This window comes from Arthrobacter sp. NPDC057259, assembly GCF_042668995.1.
Classification (GTDB): Bacteria; Actinomycetota; Actinomycetes; order Actinomycetales; family Micrococcaceae; genus Arthrobacter.
Genome location: NZ_JBHUYA010000005.1, coordinates 128,937 through 150,117 on the forward strand (window position 1 = coordinate 128,937; position 21,181 = coordinate 150,117).

Consider the following 21,181-nt stretch of genomic DNA (forward strand, 5'->3'; position numbering starts at 1 on the left):
CTCGGGTGGTGGTCACGGTTTCTTGGCGCAGCCGATGGAGGGCTGTTCCATCGGTGAGGAGGCACCGTCGGCGCGGACCATCATCACCTGGATGCAGGTCTCCCCCGAGGGATTCGGTTCCACCTGCACCTTGGGTTCGGCGGCCGCTTGGAACTCCCCCGTGCCCTGGAGGGAGTAGGTCCGCCATTTGTACTTGTCCCCCGGCTTGGGCTGCGGGTTCTTCCAGGTGAAGGTGACCTTCCCGGCCGCGTCCACGGCTCCGGTGAGGTTCTCCACGTCCGGGACCGTGCCGTTGTCCAGGGCGTCGGCGGGCGGCCGGCTGACCTGTTCGGCGGGTTTGGCGGCGGGCGCCGGGCGGGTGGTTCCGGCCACGACGCCGACGACGCCGGCCACCACCAGGACGGCGCCGGCGACGACGGCGAGCACCAGGTTGCGCCGGCGGTGGTCGGGGGCGGCGGCGCTGTCTCCGACGGCGTCGGCTGCCGCCGCGTCAGTGTCCCCCGAGGCCTGCCGGCTGGAACGGCTGACGGTGGCCGCGACGTCGTCGTCCTCCGCGGGGGCGGCCGGCGTGAAGGAGGGCACCGTACCCGGCTTCCGGACCGTGTCGGCCCCCTGCGGCGCGGCGGGCGCTCCGGCGGGGCGGCGGACGGTGTCGCTGCCGGACCCACCCTGCGGGGCCTGCTGTGGCGCCGTCGTGGGAGCCGTTGTGGCGGTGTTCGGTGCCGTTACCCCGCCGAACCGGGTGGGGAACGTGGGGCCGTGCCCGGTGGCGTCCGGGTCGATCGCCGCGATGCTGCGGACCCGGGTCTCCTCGAAGCTGTCGTCCGGGTGCGGTTCGTCGGCGCGGGGTTCCTCGAGGACCTCGAAGGGGGTCACCGAGAGATTCAGTTCGGCCTGGATGCGCTGCAGCGCCAGGGCGAAGGCATGCGCCGAGGAGTACCGCGACGCCGGGGCCTTGGCCATCGCGGTTGCCAGGGCCAGTTCCAGGGACTCGGGCACGTCGGCGCGGCCCAGCTTGGGCACGGGCATGCTGGTGATCCGGGAAATCAGCTCGCGCTGGGAGTTATCCGCGCCCGGCAGGACGAACGGGGACCGGCCGGCCAGCAGGGTGTAGAGGGTGGCGCCGAGCGCCCAGACGTCCACCAGGACACCGTCGACCTGGCGGTCGCTGAACTGTTCCGGCGGGGACCACGGGATGGACATGCCGGCGTCCTCGTCCTGGTCCCCGGCGAGTGTGCCGGAGATGCCGAAGTCCGTCAGCGCGGGCCGGTTGTAGTCGGTGACCAGGATGTTCGCGGGCTTGATGTCCCGGTGGGCGATCCCGGCCCGGTGCGCGGTTTCGACGGCGGAGGCCACCTGGATGCCGACGGCCAGGACCTCGTCCACGCTGAAGCGCTGGCGCCGGTAGCGGACGTCCAGGCTGGGCCGGGAGCAGTACTCCATGGCCAGGTACGAGTGGCCGGCGTCGGTGATCTCGGCCTCGAAGATCGTCACGATGTAGGGGTGCGAGGAGAGCTGGGCCATCAGGTTGGCCTCGGACTCGAACCGGCGGCGGGCGCCCTCGGTCTTCAGGTCCGAGAGCAGTACCTTGACCGCCACCTTGCGGCGCGGACGGTCCTGTTCGTAGAGGTAGACGTCGGAGAAGCCGCCGGAGCCCAGCAGGCTGACGTAGCTGAAGCCGGGGATGGTGGGCGGCGGCGCGGCGGGGCGTTTGGCGTTCACAGCAGTTCCTCGAAGCGCAGCTGGATGCCGTCGCCGAGTTCGGCGATGTCGCCGTCGAACACGATCGCCATCTCGCCCTGGGCGAGCCGGCGCGGGGCCTGGCCCTCACGCAGGAGCACGGTGCCGTTGGTGGCCTTGAGGTCGCAGAGCATCACGTGCCAGCCCTCCAACCGGACCTCCACGTGCGAGCGGGAAATATCGCCGCCGGGGCTGGCCACCTGGATCAGGCGGGGCATGACCGCGCCCTGGACCCGGGAGACCGAGGGCTGGCGGCCGATAATCAGGGACTGGTCCAGGTCGATCAGCTCGCCGGTGGAGAGCCGGACCCGGCCGAGGCGCGGGCGCCGGACCTGCACGCCGTCGCCGGGCAGGGCCTGGCCGCAGTAAGCGCAGGCGGCGCTGGTCGGCGGGTTCGCGTGGCCCCGGGGGCAGACCCGGGCCAGGACCATGGGGCCCGTGCCGGGAGCCGGCTCCGGGGGCGCCTGCAGCGGGGCCGCTCCCCTGCCGGGCAGCGCGCTCTTCATGATGGTCTGGCCGTCGTGGTCGGTATCGCCGGCGGCGGGCTGAGCCAGCGACGCCGACGCGGGGCTTTCCGGGGCCGTGTCCGGCCGGGCGAAGGCGTGGATCAGCGACGGCGGACCCTGCTGGGCCGGCGGCGTGGGTGCAGGAGCAGGAGCCGGCGCGGGGGCGGCGGCCGCACGGTCGCCGCCGGTGGCCCAGGGCACCGAATCGATCAGGCCACCGGGCACGGCGGGCGGCGCGGGGGCAGGAACGGGCGCGGGCTCCGGTTCCGGGGCGAAAACCGGCTCCGGTTCGGGCGCGGGCTCCGGTTCCGCGGCGGGTTCGGCCGCGGCGGTTGCGGGTTCCCCGTCGGCGTCCGAGTCCTCACGGACGGCGGCGTCCTCGATGGTCCGCAGTACGGTCTGTTCCCAGAGGTGGTCGTAGCTGCTGGTGGGTTCCGCCTCGGCCGGCTCGGGCGTCCCGGGTACGTCCTGGTCCGTGGGCTCGGATGCGGCCGGTTCCGAAGCGGCGGCTGCGGGCTCGGCCGCTTCAGACTCCGCGGGTGCGGGCTCTGCCGCTTCAGGCTCCGCGGGTGCCAGATCCTCCGGCAGTTCCAGCACGGTGTCGGCAGAGCTGCCGGCGTCGCCGGATTCGATCTGGGTCTGGTCGTCGGTTTCATCGGCGGCCTGGTCGGCGGCCTCATCGGCCAGCTCGGCCTCGACATCCGCCGCCGCGGCGGCGAGCATCACTTCGTCGCGGGGCGCCGCAGCCGCAGGTGCCACCGCTGCCGGCGTCTGCAGCGTCCCGCCGTCGAACGTGCAGACAAGCCCCCGAAGCATCACGACGCCCTCGGCCAGCGGCAGCCGCTCCGCGGCCGCAGTCGCAGTCGCAGCCGCAGCCGAGTCACCCGTGGCCGCGGGCAGTACGGCCTCGAAACCCTCAGCGGCGGGCAGCCGGCGCTCGGTCCAGGTGGTCACGTCGCGGCCGCTGAGTTCGGTGGTGGTGCCGCCGTCGAGCCGGACGGTCAGGTCGATCTCGCCGCGGAGGAACACCCGCAGGGGTGCCCCCAGGCCCACCACGCCGAACCACGGCAGCCGGAACAGCGACCCGCCCGAGGCTGCGGTGACGGCGTCGAGCACCTCGTGGATTTCCGGGGACCGGCCCAGCAGCGCCCACAGCGGCTCCACCAGGGACCGGCCGGTGTCCGGCGGCAGCAGCACGACGGTGCCGCCGCGGATGATCCCCAGCCAGTCCCCCGGCAGGTAGCTCAGCTGTGCCCGTTGCTCAGCAATGTGAGCCGCCGCGGCGTCAGCGCTTGCCACGGCTGTCCCGGTCAGGGGCATCGGCCACAGCGCCGTCGGGGGCCACGTCCAGGACCTCGGTCGCGGCGGAGTCGGCGGTGATGTCCTGCGTCTCAGAAATACTGGCCGGGAGCACGTCGGTGTCGACCAGTTCGGGCCGCGGGAGTGTGTTCTCGTCCTCGGCCTCGCCGGGGGTGCGCGGGGCGGTGTGGGCGCCGCCGTCGCCGGCCACGTTGCTGGCGTCCACCACGATGCAGGTGACGTTGTCGCGGCCGCCGCTGCGCAGCGCCGCCTGGATGAGCTGGTCCACCGCCGCCTGCGGGTCCGGTTCGCCGGCAAGGATGCCGGCAATCTGCTCGTCGTCGAGCTCGCCGTTCAGCCCGTCGGAGCAGACCAGCATCCGGTCGCCCTCCTCGACGGGCAGCAGCCAGTAGTCCGCTTCGGTCTCGTCGCCGGTGCCCAGCGCCCGGGTGACCACGTGGCGGCGGGGGTGCACGGCGGCCTCGGCCTTGGTGATCTCCCCGGCGTCGACGAGTTCCTGGACCTCGGAGTGGTCCACGCTGACCTGGCTGAGCTTGCCCTGGCTGAGCCGGTAGGTGCGGGAGTCGCCGATGTTCATGACCAGCCAGTACGGCACGCCGCGCTGCTCCACCACCACGACACCGGTGAGGGTGGTGCCGGCCCGCGAGCCGGTGGCCTCGCGGATGTCCGCGTCCGCCTGGACCAGGTACTGCTGGAGTCCCGCCGCGGTGGCGTCGCGTTCCCCGGTGGCCAGCTGCGGGATTCCGGCGAGGGTTCGGACGCAGATGCCGCTGGCGATCTCGCCGGCCTCGTGTCCGCCCATGCCGTCGGCGACGGCGAAGACCGGGTCCGCGGCGATGTAGGAGTCCTCGTTCATCTCACGGCGGAGGCCCCGGTCCGTGCCGTAGCCGCAGTTAAGCCGCAGGTTGGGCGCATCGCTGGGAACACCGCTGGGGGCGCTGCCGGCCGCGCTGCGTGCGGCGCCCGCGGTGGCTGCGGCGGGGGGAACGGGAGACGGCTGTGTTGTCATACCTGTCCTAGGTAGAAGGAGCGGTCACCGAAGTGCACGGTGGAGCCGGGGCGTACGTGGGTGGGCTCTCCGGGGGCCAGCGCGGTGCGGACGCCGTCCGGGGTGGTGACGGCGCTGCCGTTGGTGGAGTTCCGGTCGGTCACCCAGATACCGCCGTCGCCGGCCTGAAGGTGCAGGTGGGTCTTGGAGATGGAGCGGCCCGGATCGGCCACGGGGATCAGCTGCACGGCGTCCTCGCCGGGGTGGCCGGCGGGGTTGCGCCCGATCAGCGAGGCACGGTCGAGCTCGATTTCCCGGCCGTCGTCGATCCGGATCCGCAGCATGGCGAGGGTGATCGGCGCGGAGGCGTCGCCGCGGACCTGGGTGCGGTCATGATCGTCGTCGGGGTGGACGCCGAAGGCGCGGTTGTTCGCCGGCGTGCTGCGGACAGCCTCGATCGGGGCGAACCCGGCGGGAGCGGGGACGACGGCGGGGGCGGGCGCCGCGGCAGCGGGTTCAGCCGCCGCGGCTGGGGCCGGGGCCTTGGCGGGTGCAGGTGCAGCCACCGCGGGCCGGGCATCCAGCCGGGCGGCACCCGCGACGGGCGAGGCGACCTGCTGCACCGGCGGCAGATCGAGCGGGGCGAAGCTGTAGGGGCCCTGGATCCCGCCGGTGGCGATGGGGTTGCGTCCGGCGGCGACGTCGAACACCAGGGTCTTGGCGGCGGCGTCGTGCCAGCCGCGCAGCCCGTTGTTCTTGTCCCACCGGTTGGAGATGACCACCAGGACGGCCCATACGGCGGCAATCACGACGGCGGCCCCGAGGATCCACTGCGCGGCGCCGAACCATTGGAAGACCACCACCAGGACCGCGGCCACGGCGGCCAGCAGCACCCCGGCTCCGGTGATCAGCCCGCGCAGGAACACCGCGCCGCCGCCGGGGGCGTACCCGTCGGCGTCGGCGGTCCGGAGGCCCAGCACGCGGTTGCCCAGGGTGACGCCGGAACGGGACTCGAGCACCACCTGGACGATCACGTACACCGCGGCGATGCCGAGGCCGATGCCGCCGAAGAGCACCAGCGAGGAGGTGTTGTAGATGATGGTTCCGTTGCTGCGGGTGCGGGTGACCTGCGAGAACCCGACGGCGAAGAGGATCGCCAGGACCGCCACCGGGCCCGTCCAGTCCAGCACCGCGGCCCCCAGACGCCGCTGCGCGGTCGCTGGAACCAGCTCAAGCTTGTTCGGCAACGCGGTACCTCCCCCTGGTCCGTGGACGTCCGCGCCGGCCGGCCGGGCGTCCCGTGATGTCGCGCCGCCCGGACTGTTTGGCGCTACCGGGATAGTACCGGGTCCGGGGACACTCCGCGGGGCGGCGGGGACGGCGTGGGCGGCGCGGTTGGACAGCGGCGTCCCGCAGGCGGGGCAAAATGTGGCGCCCGGGCGGATCGGCTGCTGGCAGCGCGGGCAGCGGCTGGCGTCGGTCATGGCTCGGTGCGGGTCTTCCTGAAGCGTCACTATGGTTCCTGGGGCGGACCGGGCTCCACTGTACTAGCTGGCTTCCGGCCGGGCCGTTTTCTGCCGGGCAGAACCGGCCTGAGGCTGCGCAGCGTAAGCGCGGCGCGGCCCTCGGCCAGCAGCGAGCGGGGCGAGAACCTCGCCTGCTGGCGCCGCCAGAAGCCCATCGTCCCGGTCATTTCCTTGAGCGACCCGTCCACGATCTCCCAGTACTGGCGCACTTGGTCCTCACTGGGTTCGCCCGCGCCGAAGATGGCGGCGTCGGCGCGGTGGGCCAGCAGCGTCGTCGTGCCCTTGCTGGCGGGGAACGCCTCGCCGAGCACCACGGAGGTTTCCCGCCGGGTGGCGCGGCCGTCCACGCCGGCACCGAGGTCGGTGGCCAGGCTCAGCACCTCGCTCCAGCCGCCGCCCACACGCTGGGAGGGGTTGCCGGTGGTGAAGCGGGCCTTCCGGCGCCGGGACTTCATCAAGGCGATCAGCAGCAGCGGCAGCGCGATCACGGCCACCGGGATGAGGGCGACGCCGATCGCGGAGAGCAGCGGTCCCCAGAAGAGCCAGGGGTTGTTCTTCTTCTCGTCCGCGTCGAGCGCGTCCGGGGAGGAGTCCGGCGGCAGCTCGGCCGGCTCCTGCGGCGGGGGCGGCGGCTGCAGCACCTGCGGCTTGGGCTTGGACTTGTTCTCCGGGTCCGGCGGGATCGGGACGTTGTCCTTGGGCGGGGTGGGGTCGAAGGCCACCCAGCCGACCCGGTCGAAGGCCACCTCCACCCATGCGTGCACATCCTTGCCTGTGATCTGCACCTGGCCGGCGCCGTTTTCCGGGCCCTTGGGGTCCGGGTAGAAGCCCATCACCACGCGGGACGGGATGCCCAGGTGCCGCAGCATCAGGGACATCGCCACGGAGTACTGCTCGTCGTCGCCGAGCATCTGCTTGGCGGTCAACAGGGCGCGGATGCGGTTGGAGCTGTGGCCGGAGACGCTGGGCAGTTGGCCGTCGTCGATCAGGCCGTTGCTGAAGGCGCCCTTCTTCTGGAAGTGGGCCTCGATCTGCCGCACCCGGTCGATCGCGGTGGGCGCGTCCGCGGCCAGGTCGTTCGCCTGGGACCCCACCACGGGTGGGACTTCCTCGGGGTCCGGCAGGGTGTCTTTGGCGAAGTCGTATTGCGTGAGCTGGCCGTGTTCGAGCATCACCGGGTCGGCCACCTGGACGCTGTAGGAGTCGCCCTTGGCCAGGCCGCGGGTGGTGACGGCGGTGTCCGTGCCGGAGTTGAAGTACAGGCCGGAAGCGGCGCCGGAGCCGTCGCTGGTGAAGCTGATTCCGGTGGTCTTCCGGCCGCCGGGCAGGAAGTAGCCCTGGTAGTCCTCGATGGTCACGTCGAGGGTGTAGTCCCGGGTGGGCACGACGCCGGAGGAGTCCGCCAGGGTGTTAAGCGACTTGGCGTCGCCCACCTTGCTGAAGCTGCCGGAGCCGTTGGGGTCCATGGAGTAGTTGGTGCCGTTGAAGGAATCCAGCGCGGCCAGGCGGACCCGGCCGTCTTTGGGCAGGCCCTTGACCAGGAAGAGGTTGTCGTCCTTTTTGTCCTTCACGAAGTTCCGGAAGCTCGCCAGCGGGGTGACGTAGTCCTTCGGGTCGAACGGCGGGACGACGGCGTTGCGCAGCACCCGACGATCGTCCCCGCCGGTGAGCAGCGGGGAGGTCACGGCGGTGGTACCGATCGCCACGGCGATCACGCCGGCCGCGGTGCCGAGGCGGCGGAACCGGGCGGCGCGGGCCGCGGCCGGGTCCGCGTCCGGCCGGTTCACCGAGACGGTGCGGGTGCTGTTGCGGCGCAGGGCGTCCCGGCGGAAGGTGGCCCAGGCGATCGCGATCACGGTCAGGGCGGTGCCGCGTTCCACGGTCAGGAACGCGGCGTTGGTGCTGAAGGCGATCCCGGTGATGAACAGCACCAGGACCGGCAGCAGCGGCCAGTACGGGTTCTTCAGGCGCCAGATCAGCAGCCCCGAGGCCAGGGCGGTGAGCAGCGAGCTGAGGAACGGCACGATCAGGGTGCCGCCCGCGGTCCCCACCGGCACGCCCACGGTGAGCATGTCCTTCCAGGCGAAGACGATGCCGGTCAGCAGGGTCCGGAGCGATTCCAGGCTGGGCAGCACGGCGGCCAGGGCCGCACCCGGGACGGCCAGCGCCGTGCCGAAGACCAGGTAGGCGGCGAGGGCCAGGGCGGCGGTGGCGAGGCCGCCGAGTCGCAGGTGCACGGAGGCGGCGGCGACGCCGAGGCCCAGCAGGACGCCGCCGAGGCCGGCCACGAGGTAGTACGGGTCGCCGCCGAAGCTGAGGCTAAAGCCCAGGACGCCGAGGCCCAGCAGCACGGTGAGGACGCCGGCGTCGAGCAGGTAGTGCCAGGCCGGCTGCCCGTCGCCGAAACCCGACATTGTGGCGGCGGAACGGGTGGCGGGCTTGCGGCTGGCGGGGGTGCGGTCGCGGCGCAGCGGGGTGGCACTCATGCGGCCGCCTTTCGGAGCACGATGGCGAGCTCGGCGAGGTCGCCGAGGGTGAGGACGGTCAGGTCCGCGATGTTGGCGCGGGATGGGGCGGCGCCGGCCTGGACCCGGACGGCGAGGCTGCGGACGCCCGGCGGCACGGACGCGGCCGCGGAGCGCAGCTGGGTGGGGGTGACGTTGCTGCCGACGATGAAGAACACCACGGAGGCGTTCGGGACGGTGTCGGCGAGCGTCCGGGCGAGGTCGACGGCGGTCTTCCGCTGCGACGCGCCCACGATCCGGGTCATGTCATCGAGCATGTTGCGGCCGGTCTCGCAGCGCAGCGGGCCCTGCTGGGTGAGGACGTCGAGGTTGCGCTGTTCCCGGATGGCTTGCAGGCCGATGGATCCGGCGGCGGAGATGGCAAGCTCGAATTCCTCCTCGGAGGCGTATTCGTCGGTGTTGGTCGAGAGCGAGATCGCCAGGTGGGCGCGGCGGGTCTCCTCGAACTGCCGGACCATGAGCTTGCCGGTCCGGGCCGTGGTCTTCCAGTGGATGTGCCGGCGGTCGTCGCCCGGCACATAGTCGCGTAGCGCGTGGAAGGACACGTCGGCGCTGGAGAGTTCGGTGGTGGGCATGCCCTCGAGGTCGCGGATGAAGCCGGCGGCGGACCCGGCGAGGGCCACGGTTCGGGGGTGCACGAACAGGTCGCGCGGTTCGGTCCAGAGCACCTGGCGGCGCAGCAGGTGCAGCGGGTCGGCGCGCACGGACCGGACCGGGCCCACCACGATCACGGCGCGGCGCGCGGTGGGGATGGTGAAGAGGTCCTCGTGCACCTGGGCCGGCTTCATCCGCGGCAGGTGGAACACCGCCGTCGCGGACCCCACCGGCAGTTCCAGGGCGGCGGGCAGCAGCGGCCGCGCCGAGGTGTTGGACACCGCGATGCTGCCGACGGCGCTGTCCCCCACCGCCACCCGCATCCGGGCGAGGTCCAGCAGGACGCCGTAGGAGGACCGGCCCAGGATGAAGGCGACGGCCAGCACGAAGAGCACGAACGCGGCGATCGCCGCCGCCTGCGCTTCCGCCCAGCCGTAGGCCTGGCCCAGGATCCAGAGCAGCACGGAGCCGGCCAGCACGGCCCGGCCGAGGACACTGACCACGGCCAGGACCGGCTGGACGTGCCGCCGGAAACGGTCGCGGACCAGGCGGCCGGCGGGCGCCAGTGCCAGGGCGGCGGTGCCGCGGGCCTCGGTCCAGACGGCGGAGCGGTGCAGCCGCGCGGGCACCGCAGCCCGGGAAAAGGGCTGCTTCAGGCGGTCAGCAAGCCGGGTCAGCGGAGTGCCGGTGGACATAGGGGTGGCCTTCGTTCGTGCGGGACGTGCGGGACGGGGCGGGACGTTAGACGGCGGCGCGCTGCTGCGGGGCGGCGACGTCGGCCAGCACCCGGGTGAGCACGGCGTCGGCGGTGGCGCCGGAGAATTCCGCTTCCGGGTCCATGACCAGGCGGTGGGTCCAGACGACGGCGGCGAGGTCCTTGACGTCGTCGGGCAGGACGAAGTTGCGGCCCTGGGCGGCGGCCCACACCTTGGCGGCGCGGACCATCGCGAGGGCGCCGCGGACGGAGACGCCCAGGCGGGTCTCCGCCGCGTTGCGGGTCTCCTCGCAGAGCCGGGAGATGTATTCGAGCACGGCGGTGTCCACGTGGGTGGTGGCGGCCAGGTCGGCCATGTCCGCGACGGCCTGGGTGGTGATCACGGCGGTGATCTCCTTGGACCGGTCCTTGAGGTTGGCGCCGCCGAGCAGCTGCACCGTGGAGGCGTGGTCCGGGTAGCCGATGGAGGTCTTAATCAGGAAGCGGTCCAGCTGCGCCTCCGGCAGCCGGTAGGTGCCGGCCTGCTCGATCGGGTTCTGGGTGGCCATCACCATAAACGGCCGGCCGGCCTCGTAGGTGGTGCCGTCCACGGTCACACGGGACTCCTCCATCACCTCCAGCAGCGCCGACTGGGTCTTCGGCGAGGCGCGGTTGATCTCGTCGGCCAGGACGATGTTGCTGAAGATCGGGCCCTTGTGGAACTCGAACTTCTGCGTCTTCTGGTCGTAGATGGTCACGCCGGTGACGTCGGAGGGCAGCAGGTCCGGGGTGAACTGGATGCGGCTGTTCGAGCCCTGAACGGTGGCGGCGAGGGCCCGGGCCAGGGAGGTCTTGCCGGTGCCGGGGGCGTCCTCGAAGAGCACGTGCCCCTCGGCCAGCATGGCCGTGAAGGTCAGCCGGATGACGTGTTCCTTGCCGAGGACGGCCTGGCCGACGTTGGCGACGAGCTTGTCAAAGGTTCCGGCAAACCACTCGGCCTGTTCGGTGGTCATGGTCATGGCGTGGTCCTCTTCTGGGTTCGGGTAGTGCGTGGGTGGGCCGCCGGTCGGGGTTCCCGGCGGCGTCCGGTGTTTGGTGAAGCGGCGGCCATCAACAGCCGCCTGGGGCGGGTCCGAACAGGTCCACGGTGGTGGACTTGGCGTACCAGCTGGGGTGGCTGCCCTCGGTCATCCGGTACCAGGGGGTGCCGTTGCCGTAGATGTCCTTGGTGCAGTCAACGTTCAGCTTGCCCTCGGACCGCTGCACCCAGCCGACGCCGCAGGACGGGCCGCTCGGGTTGTAGGTGTCCGCCTGGCCGGGCTTGCCCGGGCAGGTGCTGTTGTGCGCCTGGATCTGGGACAGCGGCGGGGTCGGGTCGGCCCCGGAGGTTGAGGGGGCGCTGCCCGAGCCGCCGCAGTTGGTGTCGTTGCAGGCCCGGACGGCCAGCGTGTGCCGCTGGCTCCAGCCGCCGGCACTGCGGTCGTAGCTGCGGTTCAGTCCCACGCTGGTCCAGCCGCCGCCGTCGTAGCTGACCTCGTAGCGGACTATCGGCCGGCCGTTGTCGGCGGGCTGGCTCCAGGTCCAGTGCACCTGGCCGTCGCCCTTCGCGGACGTGCCGCCGTTGACATTGGGCGCGCCCGGCGGGCCGTAGGGCACGGCCGAGCCGATGGCCTGGGCGTCGCCGGAGACGTTGTTCTTGGTGGACACCGCGATGATGTTCACCGTGACGTTCTTGCCGTTGGGTTGGCCGCCGATGGTGCCTCCGGGTGCGTTGATCGGCCCGGAGCCGTAGGCGGTGCTCCACCGGTAGGCGATCTCCGAGGCGGTGGAGCCGTTGCGCTGAGCCTGCGTCAGCGGGGTGAAGGTGACCTTCAGGTCCCCGCTGCTGCCGGTAGCGGCCACGCTGCCGCCGCTGACCATGCCGGGCTTGCCGGCCGCGCGGACCGGTGCCGAGGCCGGGCTGGCACCGGAGGTGCCGGCCTTGTTGGTGGCCGCCACCGTGAAGGTGTAGTCCGCCTCCGAGTTGTCGACGGTCACGTTCTGCGAGGTGCCGGAGACCTGCTGGGTGTTCACCACGGATCCACCCCGCAGGGTGGTCAGGGTGTACGTGGAGATGGCGTCGCCGTTGTTGTTCGGCGCGGCCCACGAGACCTTCATCTGGCTCTGCGAACCGACCGAGCCGGCTTGGCTGGCGCTCGGCGCCGCCGGGGTGACGGGCACGCCCGCGGGGGTTTCCGCCGCCGAGTAGGCACTCCACTCCGAGGGGTCCTTGGCGTCGTTCCGGGCCAGCACACGCACCGTGTAGGCCACGCCGTTCTTCAGGCCCTTCCAGACGTAGCTGGTGGTGGTCAGGTTCTGGATCTGGGCGTTCTGGCCCGCGGGAGCCGGCGAAATCTCCAGGTCGTAGGACTTGATTGCCGATCCCTTGGAGGCGGGCGCCGTCCATGCCACGGCCAGCTGCTTGTCACCGAACTTCAGGGTCGGCGCGGCAGGGGTGTCCGGCTTGACATCCGGGCGCACCTCCGCGGAGGCCGGAGACGGGTCGGAGGTGTTGACGGCGTTCGTGGCCGTGACGGTGAAGTGGTACTTGGTGTTGTTGGTCAGCCCGTTCAGGGTGCACGAATTGGCCGGGCAGTCCTGGCTGAAGCCGCCCTCCCCCGTCACCGTGTACTTGGTGATCGGAGAGCCGCGGTCCGCCGGAGGGGTCCAGGTCATCAACGCCGTCCGGTCCCCCACGCTCTGGGCCTGCGGCGTGCCGGGGGCCAACGGCTTGTCCTTGACGGTCAGCCGGATCCGGGCAGTCGCGTTCCGGGACGGGTCACCGGTCTTGTCCGCCACCGTATAGGACACCACCATGGTGCCCGAGGCGGACGGGGTGACCTGCACGCTGTCCCCGGCCACGGAGACGTTGCCGGAGCCGGTCTCCGCGGTGGCGGAGAGGATCTTCAGCGGCGTCTCCGGGAACGGGTTCGCGTCGTTGGCCAGCACGTTGACCGTCACCGGCTTGCCGACGGCGGCGTTCTCCTCGACGTCGTCATTGGCCACCGGCTTGGGGCGGTTGGAGGCCGTGGCGGTCAGCTGGTAGGTGGCGGTGGACTCCAGGCCGCGGCGGTCCTTGGCCTTCACCTGGACCGCGCCGGTGGCACCGGAGGCGGTGCCGTCCTTGACCGTGACCTTGAGCGTCTTGCCATCGATCGAGGCATCGAACCCGGCGGGCGCGTTGCCGGCGAGTTCGTACTTCATGGCGTCCACGTCGCCGTCGTCCGGGTCGGTGGTGAGCTTGGCCAGGTCGGTGCTGGCGGTGTCGCCCTTGGGCACGTCCACCTGGCTGCCCAGCAGCACCGGCGGGTTGTTCCGGTTGGGGTCCGGGAGCACCTTCGTGCGGATGCTCAGGGTGGACTTCAGGCCTGCCGGGTCGTCCGGGCCGGAGCCGTCGGTGACCTCGAAGCTCAGCGAACCGGGGCCCACGTAGTCCTGGCCTGCGGTGTACTTCAGCGCGGTGCCGTTGCCCGCCACCGGGTCGGAGCCGTCAGCGCCGATCAGCTTGATGCGGTCCGTCTGGGTGAGCCGCGGGGAGCGGCCGTCGCGAACCTTGACCCACTCCTTGAGGTCGACCGTAACGGACTGGCCGGCGACCACCTCGATGACGTCGTTCTTGGACAGCGTGGGGACCTGCTGGCCGATACCGGGAACCCAGATGATGGCGGTGGACTTCAGCCCGTCCACGTCCTCCACGGTGTAGGGGATCAGCTGCGGCCCCTCGGTCAGTTCGACGATCACGTTGCCGTCGGTGCCGGGCCGGGCGGTGGGCGACTCGGTGGAGATCTTCAGGTTCTCGCCGACGCCGTCGGGGTCCTCGTCGTTCTTGAGCACGGGCACGTCGACGGCGGTCTTGCCCAGCGTCTGGGCGGAGGTGACCCGGTCGTCCCGGGCGATCGGTGCCTGCAGTGGCACGTCTTTCATGACCTTCACCGCGATCGAAGCCTGGGCGGTGGCGCCGCGGTCGTCCGCCACGGTGTAGCGGACGTTGGTGGTGCCCTCCTCCCCCGGCGCCAGCACGATGATCCGGCCGCTCTGCTTGCTGACGGTGGCCTGCAGCTCCTGCGGGGCTTCGATCTCGTTCGCGAGGATCTTGATCGGGTCGCCGTCGGGATCGGTGTCGTTGCCCAGGGCGTCGACGGCGATCTGCCGGCCGGGCCGGACCTTGACCTCGTCATCCACCGGGGTGGGCTTCTGGTTGACGTCACCGCGCGGGGCGATACCCACCGTGACGGTGCCGGTGTTCACGGCACCCTGCCGGTCCACCACCTTGTAGCGGAACGTGTCGGTGCCCGCCCCGTCGCCGGCGGCGGTGAAGTCGATGAAGTTGCTGCCCACGGTTGCCGTGCCCATCGACGGGGAGCTGTCGATGCCGGTCAGCTGCACCGAGTCACCGTCGGGGTCGATGCCGTCCAGTTCCACCGGGATCCGGACGGCGCCGGCGGCCACCACGCGGGCGGTGAGGTTCTTCGGCTGCGGGCGGGAGTTTTGCGCCCCCTCCAGCGGAAGGATATGGATGGTGACCGCGGCGGCGCTCTTCTGGCCCTGCGGGTCCACGGCGTTGTAAATGGCGCGGACGGTCTTCGGAACGGGGCCCGCAATGAACCGCAGGGTGTTCTCGGAGACGAAGCTCTTGCCGTCGGCCTCGGGGACGGGCTGCGGGAGCACCGGGTCCACGGTCAGCTTCTGGCCCTGCGGGTGGGTGTCGTTGGCCAGCACCGGAATCGTGACGACGTCGTTGACGCGCACGTTGACCTCGTCCGGCTTCGGCTGCGGGGCCTCGAGCACGGCCGGGGCGGGCACCGGGACCACGGAGACGCTGCCGGTGGCGGACTTGCTGCCGTTGGACATGGTGTAGCGGAAGGTGAACGGTTCCCGCGTGCCGACGACGTCGGTGACGCGCAGGACGCTGTGGTCGATCACGCTGACCGAGGCGGTGGAGTTCTCCGGCACCTGCACGGACTGCAGCACCAGGACGCCGCCGGCCGGGTCGGAGTCGTTGGCCAGCGGGTCCACCAGGACGCTGCCGCCCGTGGGCATGAGCGCGACGTCGTGCACGGCCACCGGGTTACCCGTGTCCTTGCCGGACTCGACGTCCACCCGGATCAGGCCCTGGGTACTTTGCGGGCCGTTGCTGGCGATGTAGGTGAGGTAGACGGGACCCGGAGTGTCGCTGCGAAAGGTGAAGGTTCCGCCGTCGGTCACGGGCCCCAGCTGGGCGGGCCCGGCGGCTTCCACCTGGGCCAGGCGCAGGGCGCCGCCGTTGGGGTCGACGTCGTTCTTCAACGGCGCGATCACCAGGTCCTGGCCGACGACGGCGGTGACGTGATCGGCGTTGACCACCGGCTGCAGGGCGCCGGGCGGCTGGACGTTGACGATGACCTTGCCGGTGGTGGTGGCGCGGCCGTCCCAGACGCTGACCGTGACGGTCTTCTTGCCGGGGGCGGCCCCGGAATCCTGGTAGCTGAGCAGGCCGTCGCGGCGGACCTTGACCTGGTCCTGCTCGTTGTCCGCCTTCGCGTCCAGCAGCACCAGGTCATCGCCGTCGGGGTCCATCCAGTCGGTGAGGATGTTCTGGCTGACGGACTTGCCCTGCTCGACCAGCATGGTGGTGGGCTCGCCACGCTTGAACAGCGGGGGCTTGTTCTCGTCGGGGCCGACCACGCTGAGCGTGACGGTGCCGGCGGCGGAGAGGCCGCGGCCGTCCGCGGCGTTGTAGCCGAAGGTCTCGGTGCCGGGCTTCGCGTCCGGCGGGACGGTGATCTGGAAGGCCGTGCCGCCGTAGATGCTCTCCAGGCTGCCGGATTTGGGGCCGTTGCCGGCCACGGAGGCGGTGAGGACGTCGCCGTCGGGGTCGGAGTCGTTGTCCAAGACCGAGAGCACGGTGGTGCGGCCGGGCCGCACGCCCACGGTGTCCGGCTTGGTTTCCGGCGGACGGTTGGGCTTGGTTCGGTCCGGGAGGATGTTGATGGTGTTGTTGTCCGCGGATTCCTGGTCCTGGTCGTTGGACTGGTTCTTCGGCGGGATGACGTCGTCCCAGTTGTTCACCAGCTGCATGTTCTGGTTGACCAGCCAGACGTTGCCGGAGTTCACGTCGTTGAGCACCACCAGGTCCCGGTTGACCCGGAAAACATAGCTCGGCGACGCCGAGGCCTTGGGCACGTCGGAGGTCTTGTCGTCGGCGTTGTTGACGCAGTCGCGGACGTACTTGTTCGCCCCGGACCAGGCGGCGTGCACACAACCGCCCAGCTGCACCGGCGCCGCCGGCACTCCCTGTCCGCCGAACGTCACCGTCCGCGCCGTCGAACCGTCCAGCGGTACCTCCAGCAGCGCCTTCGGCGTGGCCACGGCCACCGCGTCCGAGCCCGACCCGGGCTGCTGCAGCTTGGCATCCTTCGCGTCCGCCAACGCCAGTTCCCGGCCGCCGGGCAGGAACAGCTTTGACCGGCCGGCGTCGAGCACCACCGGCTGGTCGCCTACCACGGTCAGCTGCACCGTGCCGGCGCCCTTCAGCCCGTCCCAGGTAGCGGACTGCGAATCCGCCGTGGGCTTCCCGGCGGTGTCGACACCGGTGACGGTGACCTTGCCGGACTTCGGGTCGACGCTGTAGATCCGGTCATCGGAGCCGACCACGGAGACCACGCCCTGGCCGCCCTGGAGCACCGGTTCCACGTTCTCCGGGTCAAAACTGTTCAGCGAGGAGGGCGAGAGCGCCCAGACCGAACCCTTCGCCGGATCGGTCACGGCGATGACCCGCGAGCCGAAGCTGACCTCGGCGGATCCGGGCAGCTTCCGGTCCCCGCCGAGGCGCATCTGCGCGGCGGAGACCTGGTTCAGCGTCGCCCCGTTGGCGTCGTCGACGAACACGGTGCCGGCGTCCTGCAGGACGTCGAAGGAGGTCGACGCCGGGGTCACGGCACCGTCGAGCACGCGGGACGGGTAGTTCAACCGGCCCACGGCGTTCTTCGACTTCGAGACCACCCAGACGCCGCCGTCGTTCAAGTCCACCTCGGTGGTCTTGAAGCCCGGGTACAGCACCGCGGCCACCACCAGGACGGCGAGCGACACCACGAACCCCACCACGGAGAGCAGGCGGCGTCGGGCACGGCTCAGGCGCCGGAAGCGGGGCAGCAGGGAGCCCGGTTTCCTGGCTTTCAGAGTGCTCAGCAGTCGTGTCACGGCGTCAGTTGTCCCTCAAAAAATGCGGCATTGGGTTCCGGGCGAAAGCCCCGGGCAGGGCTCTGCGCCCCGCGACAGCCTACCGAACGGCCCGCGGCGGCGCGATGGGGAGCTCTGCCCGCCGGCGGCTCCCCCCGTGGGCGCCGGCCCGGCTGGGCCTCCACGACTATGACATAAGACCGGCGACTTTAGAAACCCCGGGACTTAGTCGAGGACCAGGCCCCTGCCCTGTCCGCGCTGCAGTTCCACCGGCAGGATCTCGCCGAAACCACGCACGTTTTCTGCCTCCCGGGGCAACAGGACGAAGCGCTCGTCGTGCTCCAGGGCGGCGGCGGTCATCGAGTCCACCAGCACTGTGCCGGGGTCAGCGAGCGCGGTCAGCCGGGCGGCCAGGTTGACGGTGGGCCCGTAGATGTCGCCGAGCCTGGAAAGGATGCGGCCCCAGACCATCGCCACCCGGGCCTGGGGAAGGATCTCGTCGTCGTTGAAGGCCTGTGAGAGGGCCAGGGAGATCTCCGCGCCCGCGGCGGGGGTCTCGGCAATATAGAGGACTTCGTCGCCCACGGTCTTGACCAGGCGGCCGCCACCCACGGAGATGATCTCCGCGCACTTGTTTTCGAACCGCTGCACCAGCTGGGCCAGCGTCTTCTCGTTCATCCGGCGCGAGAGGCTGGTGTAGGAGACCAGGTCGGCGAAGCCGACGGCGCGGGCCAGGGGCAGGGGTGCGTCGTCCTCGTCGCCCTCGCGGCCCTCCTCGCTGGAGGCCAGTCCGGCCTCGGCGCGGACGGCCAGGCGCTGCACGCCCGCGTTAAGCTGCCGGCGCCAGGAGTAGACGAGCACCTCCTCGAGGGCGTCCACCAGGGCGGGCAGCTGGCCGACCAGCTGCTTGCGGGCGACGGCGTCGCTGACGCCCTGCTGGTGGACCATGTCCTCGACCAGGGCCTCGATCTGCCAGACCACCATGCGGTCCGTCATCTGGCCGATGGCGCGGGTGACGGAGATGGCCGCTTCCTCGGTGAGCTTGCCGGTACGGACCAGGTCCACCACGGTGTTCAGGGCAGTCAGGTCCGCCTCGGTGAAGGCCACGTCCTCGTCGCCGAGGTTCGGGAAGCCGAGGGCGCGCCACAGCTTCCGGGCCGAGAGCAGGGACAGTCCGGCCCCGGCGGCCACCTCGCGGCGGCGGAGCTTTCGCTCGCCGCCGAGCAGCCGCTGTTCGAGGGCCTTGATCGCCAGCCGTTCGGGCGACATGGTTCCGGTGGCGGGGTGGGCGGCGACGGCCTGGGCGCGGGCCGAGGTCGCCGCGGCCTCCGTGTCGGCGTCGGCCGGGTCGGAACCGGCATCGGCGGCGTCGTCGGTCAGGGTTTCGGGATCGATCGTGCCGCCGGTAGCGCCGCCGGGGGCAGCGTCGTCGTCGCCTGCCGTGTCCAGCACCGCGGCCTCCAGGGCGGCGGCGTCGACGACGGCGTCGGGCACGTCGGAGGGCTCGGGCGCCAGGAGTCCGGTGTCCGGGTGCGCGTTCTCAGCGGTCATCTCGTCCACCTTCCCTCATCTCCCATGGCCATTCGTCGGAGCCGTCGTCCGTACCGCCGTCGTTCATCACTTCGCCCTCCGGAAGTTCTTCCATCGCCTCGAGGATGAAGCGCCGGAAGGTCATGACTTCCGGGACGTCGGGAATCACCGTGTTCGCGGGGTACCCGGTGTCCAAGGATATATTCCCGGACCGCAGGCTCCGTTGAAGCAACGACTGATCGACAAACACATTACGGACTGCGACAAGCGGAACCTGCTGGTCACGGCGGCGGAGCATGCCGTTGCGGGCCACCAGGCGCCGGCTGGTGAGGATGTAGCGGCTGCCCTGCCAGGCCACCAGCCGGGGCAGCCCGTAGGAGAGCACGGCCCACGCCGCGACCACCAGGCACGCCCCGGTCAGCCAGGGCGTCCATTCGGCGGTCACCAGCGGCAGCAGCTTGCCCGGTCCGCCCTTGGTGATCCAGGCGCAGGCATAGGCGGTGAGGGCCGCGATGACGATCAGGAGCAGTGCCGGGCCGATCAGGGTCCGGGGCTGCGGGCGGGTGGTCACGATGACCTGCTCGCCCGGGAACAGCTCTTTACGCATAGCCGCTTTCGGTGCCGGGCGGGCTCCACGGGCGCAGGTGGACGACGTCGCCGGCGGTCACCACGTGCTCGCGGCCGTGCTCGTCGACCACCAGCAGCGAGCCGTACTCGTCCAGCCGGCTGGCGTGGCCGATGATCTCGTGGTCGCCGGGCAGCTGCGCCCGGACCTGCTTGCCGAGGGTGGTGAGCACGTGCTCCACCCGCTTGTGCAGGGCGGGGCCGCCGGCCAGGCCCGCGGCGGGGTCGCCGTCGGCGTTGCAGAAGCCGCGGTACAGCGTGCAGAAGCGGGACAGGTAGCTCTTGAGCAGCTCGGTCCGGTCCACCGTGCGGGGGTTCTCCAGCAGTACGGACGTGGCGGTGGGGACCGGCAGCTCCGCGTCGGTCAGGGTGACGTTCAGGCCGGTGCCGAGGATCACCGGCGGGACGGTGCCGTCCCCCATGGGGCCAAGCTGGGCGAGGATGCCGGCGATCTTCTTCCCGCGCACCAGCACGTCGTTGGGCCACTTGAGCTCGGCCGGGACCCCGGCGGTTTCCAGCAGGGCCTCGCGCAGCGCCAGCGCGGCCAGCAGCGAAAGCCAGGAGTAGGAGTCGGTGGGCAGGGGCCGGCCGTCGGCGTTGACCGGGCGAAGCACGATCGAGACGGAGACCGAGCTGCGGGCGGGGGCCTCCCAGTGGCGGTCCAGCCGGCCGCGGGCCGCGCTCTGGTGCTCGGCGGTCAGCACGGACAGGTCCGGATACGACGCCGGGTCCACGGTGACGCCGCGCAGCAGGTCCGCGTTGGTGGAGCCGGTGGAGTCGACCACACTCACCCCGGCGAGCCCGTTGCCGGCCAGGAAGGCAGGATCGGTCAGGGCCGCCCGGTCCAGCGGCGGACGGTCAGGGTTTCGCTGCTCGGCTTCCATGCTTGAATCCTACCGAGTTGCGGCCTCCCCGGCGCCGGTGACAGCCCGTCACCGGCGGCATGGTCGGGGAACTCAGAGGAAAATGTCGGGAACCAGCTGATCTTCCGGGGCGCCCATGCTGTACGGGGTGAAGTCCGTGACGCCGGCGGCCTTGAGGACCTGCTCGTCGGTGTAGAAGTTTCCGCTCCAGCTGCCCGATTCGGGGATGGCGTTGCCCGCGGTGAGGATGGCGTGCGCGGCGTCGGCCATGATCTCCGGGCCGCGGGCGCCGCGGACGATGCGGTCCCCGCCGGGCATGTTGCGGATGGCGGCGGTGTCCACCAGCGTGCAGGGCCAGAGCGAGTTGACGCTGATGCCGTCCACCTTGAGCTCCTCGGCCAGGCCCAGGGTGGTCAGGCTCATGCCGTACTTGGCCATGGTGTACGCCAGGTGCAGGCCGGCCCACTTGGGGTCCAGGTTCAGCGGCGGCGAGAGGGTCAGGATCTGGCCGGCCTCGGACTCGCGCAGTGCCGGCAGGGACAGCTTGCTCAGGAGGAACGTGCCGCGGACGTTGATGTCCTGCATCAGGTCGTAGCGCTTCATGTCCACGGCGTCGGTCTTGGACAGGTCGATCGCCGAGGCATTGTTGATAACGATGTCGATCCCGCCGAACCGCTCCACCGTGGACGTCACGGCGCCCTCGACGTCGGCGTCGTTGCGCACGTCCCCCACCAGCGGCAGGGCCCGGCCGCCGGCCGCCTCGATCTGCTCGGCGGCGGTGTAGACGGTGCCCTCCAGCTTGGCGTGCGGCTGGCCGGTCTTGGCCAGCAGGGCGATGTTGGCCCCGTCCCGGGCAGCGCGCAGGGCGATGGCCAGGCCGATGCCGCGGCTGCCACCGGACATCAGGACGGTGCGGCCGGCCAGGGACCCGGTAGCCCGGTAGGGGCCCGGCTGCCGGGCGGCGGAGGTGTCCAAAGCGTCATTGCTGGAAGTCATGGCACTACCCTAACCGATGTTACCCGCCAGTAACATCCCCTTTTTATGGCGTGCCGTACAGCCCCACCCGCCGCGGAT

The 21,181-nt window shown here is 71.4% G+C and carries 12 protein-coding genes; all 12 read right to left on the minus strand.

The window, feature by feature from the left end:
• Positions 1–12: 12 nt before the first annotated feature.
• The 12 genes from ACFUCU_RS09900 to ACFUCU_RS09955 all read right to left on the minus strand — a co-directional run bounded on the left by ACFUCU_RS09900 (position 13) and on the right by ACFUCU_RS09955 (position 21,103).
• Positions 13–1,722 carry a serine/threonine-protein kinase gene (locus ACFUCU_RS09900; RefSeq protein WP_364136992.1) on the minus strand — a complete coding sequence of 570 codons (1,710 nt, stop codon included), beginning with the start codon at positions 1,720–1,722 and terminating at the stop codon, positions 13–15.
• Positions 1,719–3,545, minus strand: a complete 1,827-nt coding sequence (locus ACFUCU_RS09905; RefSeq protein WP_377972314.1) for a hypothetical protein — start codon at positions 3,543–3,545, stop codon at positions 1,719–1,721. Before ACFUCU_RS09905 ends, ACFUCU_RS09900 begins: the two co-directional genes overlap by 4 nt.
• Complete coding sequence (locus ACFUCU_RS09910) at positions 3,532–4,575, minus strand: PP2C family protein-serine/threonine phosphatase (protein ID WP_377972315.1); 1,044 nt, start codon at positions 4,573–4,575, stop codon at positions 3,532–3,534. The genes ACFUCU_RS09905 and ACFUCU_RS09910 overlap by 14 nt, the downstream gene beginning before the upstream one ends.
• Entirely contained in the window at positions 4,572–6,068 is a 1,497-nt protein-coding gene (locus ACFUCU_RS09915) for an RDD family protein (protein WP_377972317.1), read from the minus strand. The genes ACFUCU_RS09910 and ACFUCU_RS09915 overlap by 4 nt, the downstream gene beginning before the upstream one ends.
• A complete protein-coding gene (locus tag ACFUCU_RS09920; RefSeq protein WP_377972319.1) occupies positions 6,068–8,566 on the minus strand; it encodes a transglutaminaseTgpA domain-containing protein in 2,499 nt (832 codons plus the stop codon). Before ACFUCU_RS09920 ends, ACFUCU_RS09915 begins: the two co-directional genes overlap by 1 nt.
• Positions 8,563–9,894: a DUF58 domain-containing protein gene (locus tag ACFUCU_RS09925; protein ID WP_377972321.1), complete on the minus strand. Its 1,332-nt coding sequence runs from the start codon at positions 9,892–9,894 to the stop codon at positions 8,563–8,565. The genes ACFUCU_RS09920 and ACFUCU_RS09925 overlap by 4 nt, the downstream gene beginning before the upstream one ends.
• 46 nt (positions 9,895–9,940) lie before the next feature.
• Positions 9,941–10,912 carry a MoxR family ATPase gene (locus tag ACFUCU_RS09930; RefSeq protein ID WP_290258457.1) on the minus strand — a complete coding sequence of 324 codons (972 nt, stop codon included), beginning with the start codon at positions 10,910–10,912 and terminating at the stop codon, positions 9,941–9,943.
• 91 nt (positions 10,913–11,003) lie between these two features.
• Positions 11,004–17,015, minus strand: a complete 6,012-nt coding sequence (locus ACFUCU_RS09935) for an Ig-like domain-containing protein (protein WP_377972513.1) — start codon at positions 17,013–17,015, stop codon at positions 11,004–11,006.
• Between the two features lie 300 nt (positions 17,016–17,315).
• The gene (locus ACFUCU_RS09940; protein WP_377972323.1) at positions 17,316–18,641 is read right to left on the minus strand and encodes an adenylate/guanylate cyclase domain-containing protein; all 1,326 of its coding nucleotides are present in this window, start codon (positions 18,639–18,641) and stop codon (positions 17,316–17,318) included.
• On the minus strand, positions 18,631–19,227 hold the full coding sequence (locus tag ACFUCU_RS09945) for a PH domain-containing protein (protein WP_377972324.1): 597 nt from the start codon (positions 19,225–19,227) through the stop codon (positions 18,631–18,633). The genes ACFUCU_RS09940 and ACFUCU_RS09945 overlap by 11 nt, the downstream gene beginning before the upstream one ends.
• Positions 19,220–20,128, minus strand: a complete 909-nt coding sequence (locus tag ACFUCU_RS09950; RefSeq protein ID WP_377972326.1) for a biotin--[acetyl-CoA-carboxylase] ligase — start codon at positions 20,126–20,128, stop codon at positions 19,220–19,222. Before ACFUCU_RS09950 ends, ACFUCU_RS09945 begins: the two co-directional genes overlap by 8 nt.
• Positions 20,129–20,200: 72 nt before the next feature.
• Entirely contained in the window at positions 20,201–21,103 is a 903-nt protein-coding gene (locus ACFUCU_RS09955; protein WP_377972328.1) for an SDR family oxidoreductase, read from the minus strand.
• Positions 21,104–21,181 lie beyond the last annotated feature (78 nt).

What these genes read in the sequence shown, in the direction of transcription:
- ACFUCU_RS09945 (WP_377972324.1), bottom strand. Translation starts at nt 19,227, where the DNA reads ATGCGTAAAGAGCTGTTCCCGGGCGAGCAGGTCATCGTGACCACCCGC.
- ACFUCU_RS09925 (WP_377972321.1), bottom strand. Translation starts at nt 9,894, where the DNA reads ATGTCCACCGGCACTCCGCTGACCCGGCTTGCTGACCGCCTGAAGCAG.
- ACFUCU_RS09930 (WP_290258457.1), bottom strand. Translation starts at nt 10,912, where the DNA reads ATGACCATGACCACCGAACAGGCCGAGTGGTTTGCCGGAACCTTTGAC.
- ACFUCU_RS09910 (WP_377972315.1), bottom strand. Translation starts at nt 4,575, where the DNA reads ATGACAACACAGCCGTCTCCCGTTCCCCCCGCCGCAGCCACCGCGGGC.
- ACFUCU_RS09920 (WP_377972319.1), bottom strand. Translation starts at nt 8,566, where the DNA reads ATGAGTGCCACCCCGCTGCGCCGCGACCGCACCCCCGCCAGCCGCAAG.
- ACFUCU_RS09950 (WP_377972326.1), bottom strand. Translation starts at nt 20,128, where the DNA reads ATGGAAGCCGAGCAGCGAAACCCTGACCGTCCGCCGCTGGACCGGGCG.
- ACFUCU_RS09955 (WP_377972328.1), bottom strand. Translation starts at nt 21,103, where the DNA reads ATGACTTCCAGCAATGACGCTTTGGACACCTCCGCCGCCCGGCAGCCG.
- ACFUCU_RS09940 (WP_377972323.1), bottom strand. Translation starts at nt 18,641, where the DNA reads ATGACCGCTGAGAACGCGCACCCGGACACCGGACTCCTGGCGCCCGAG.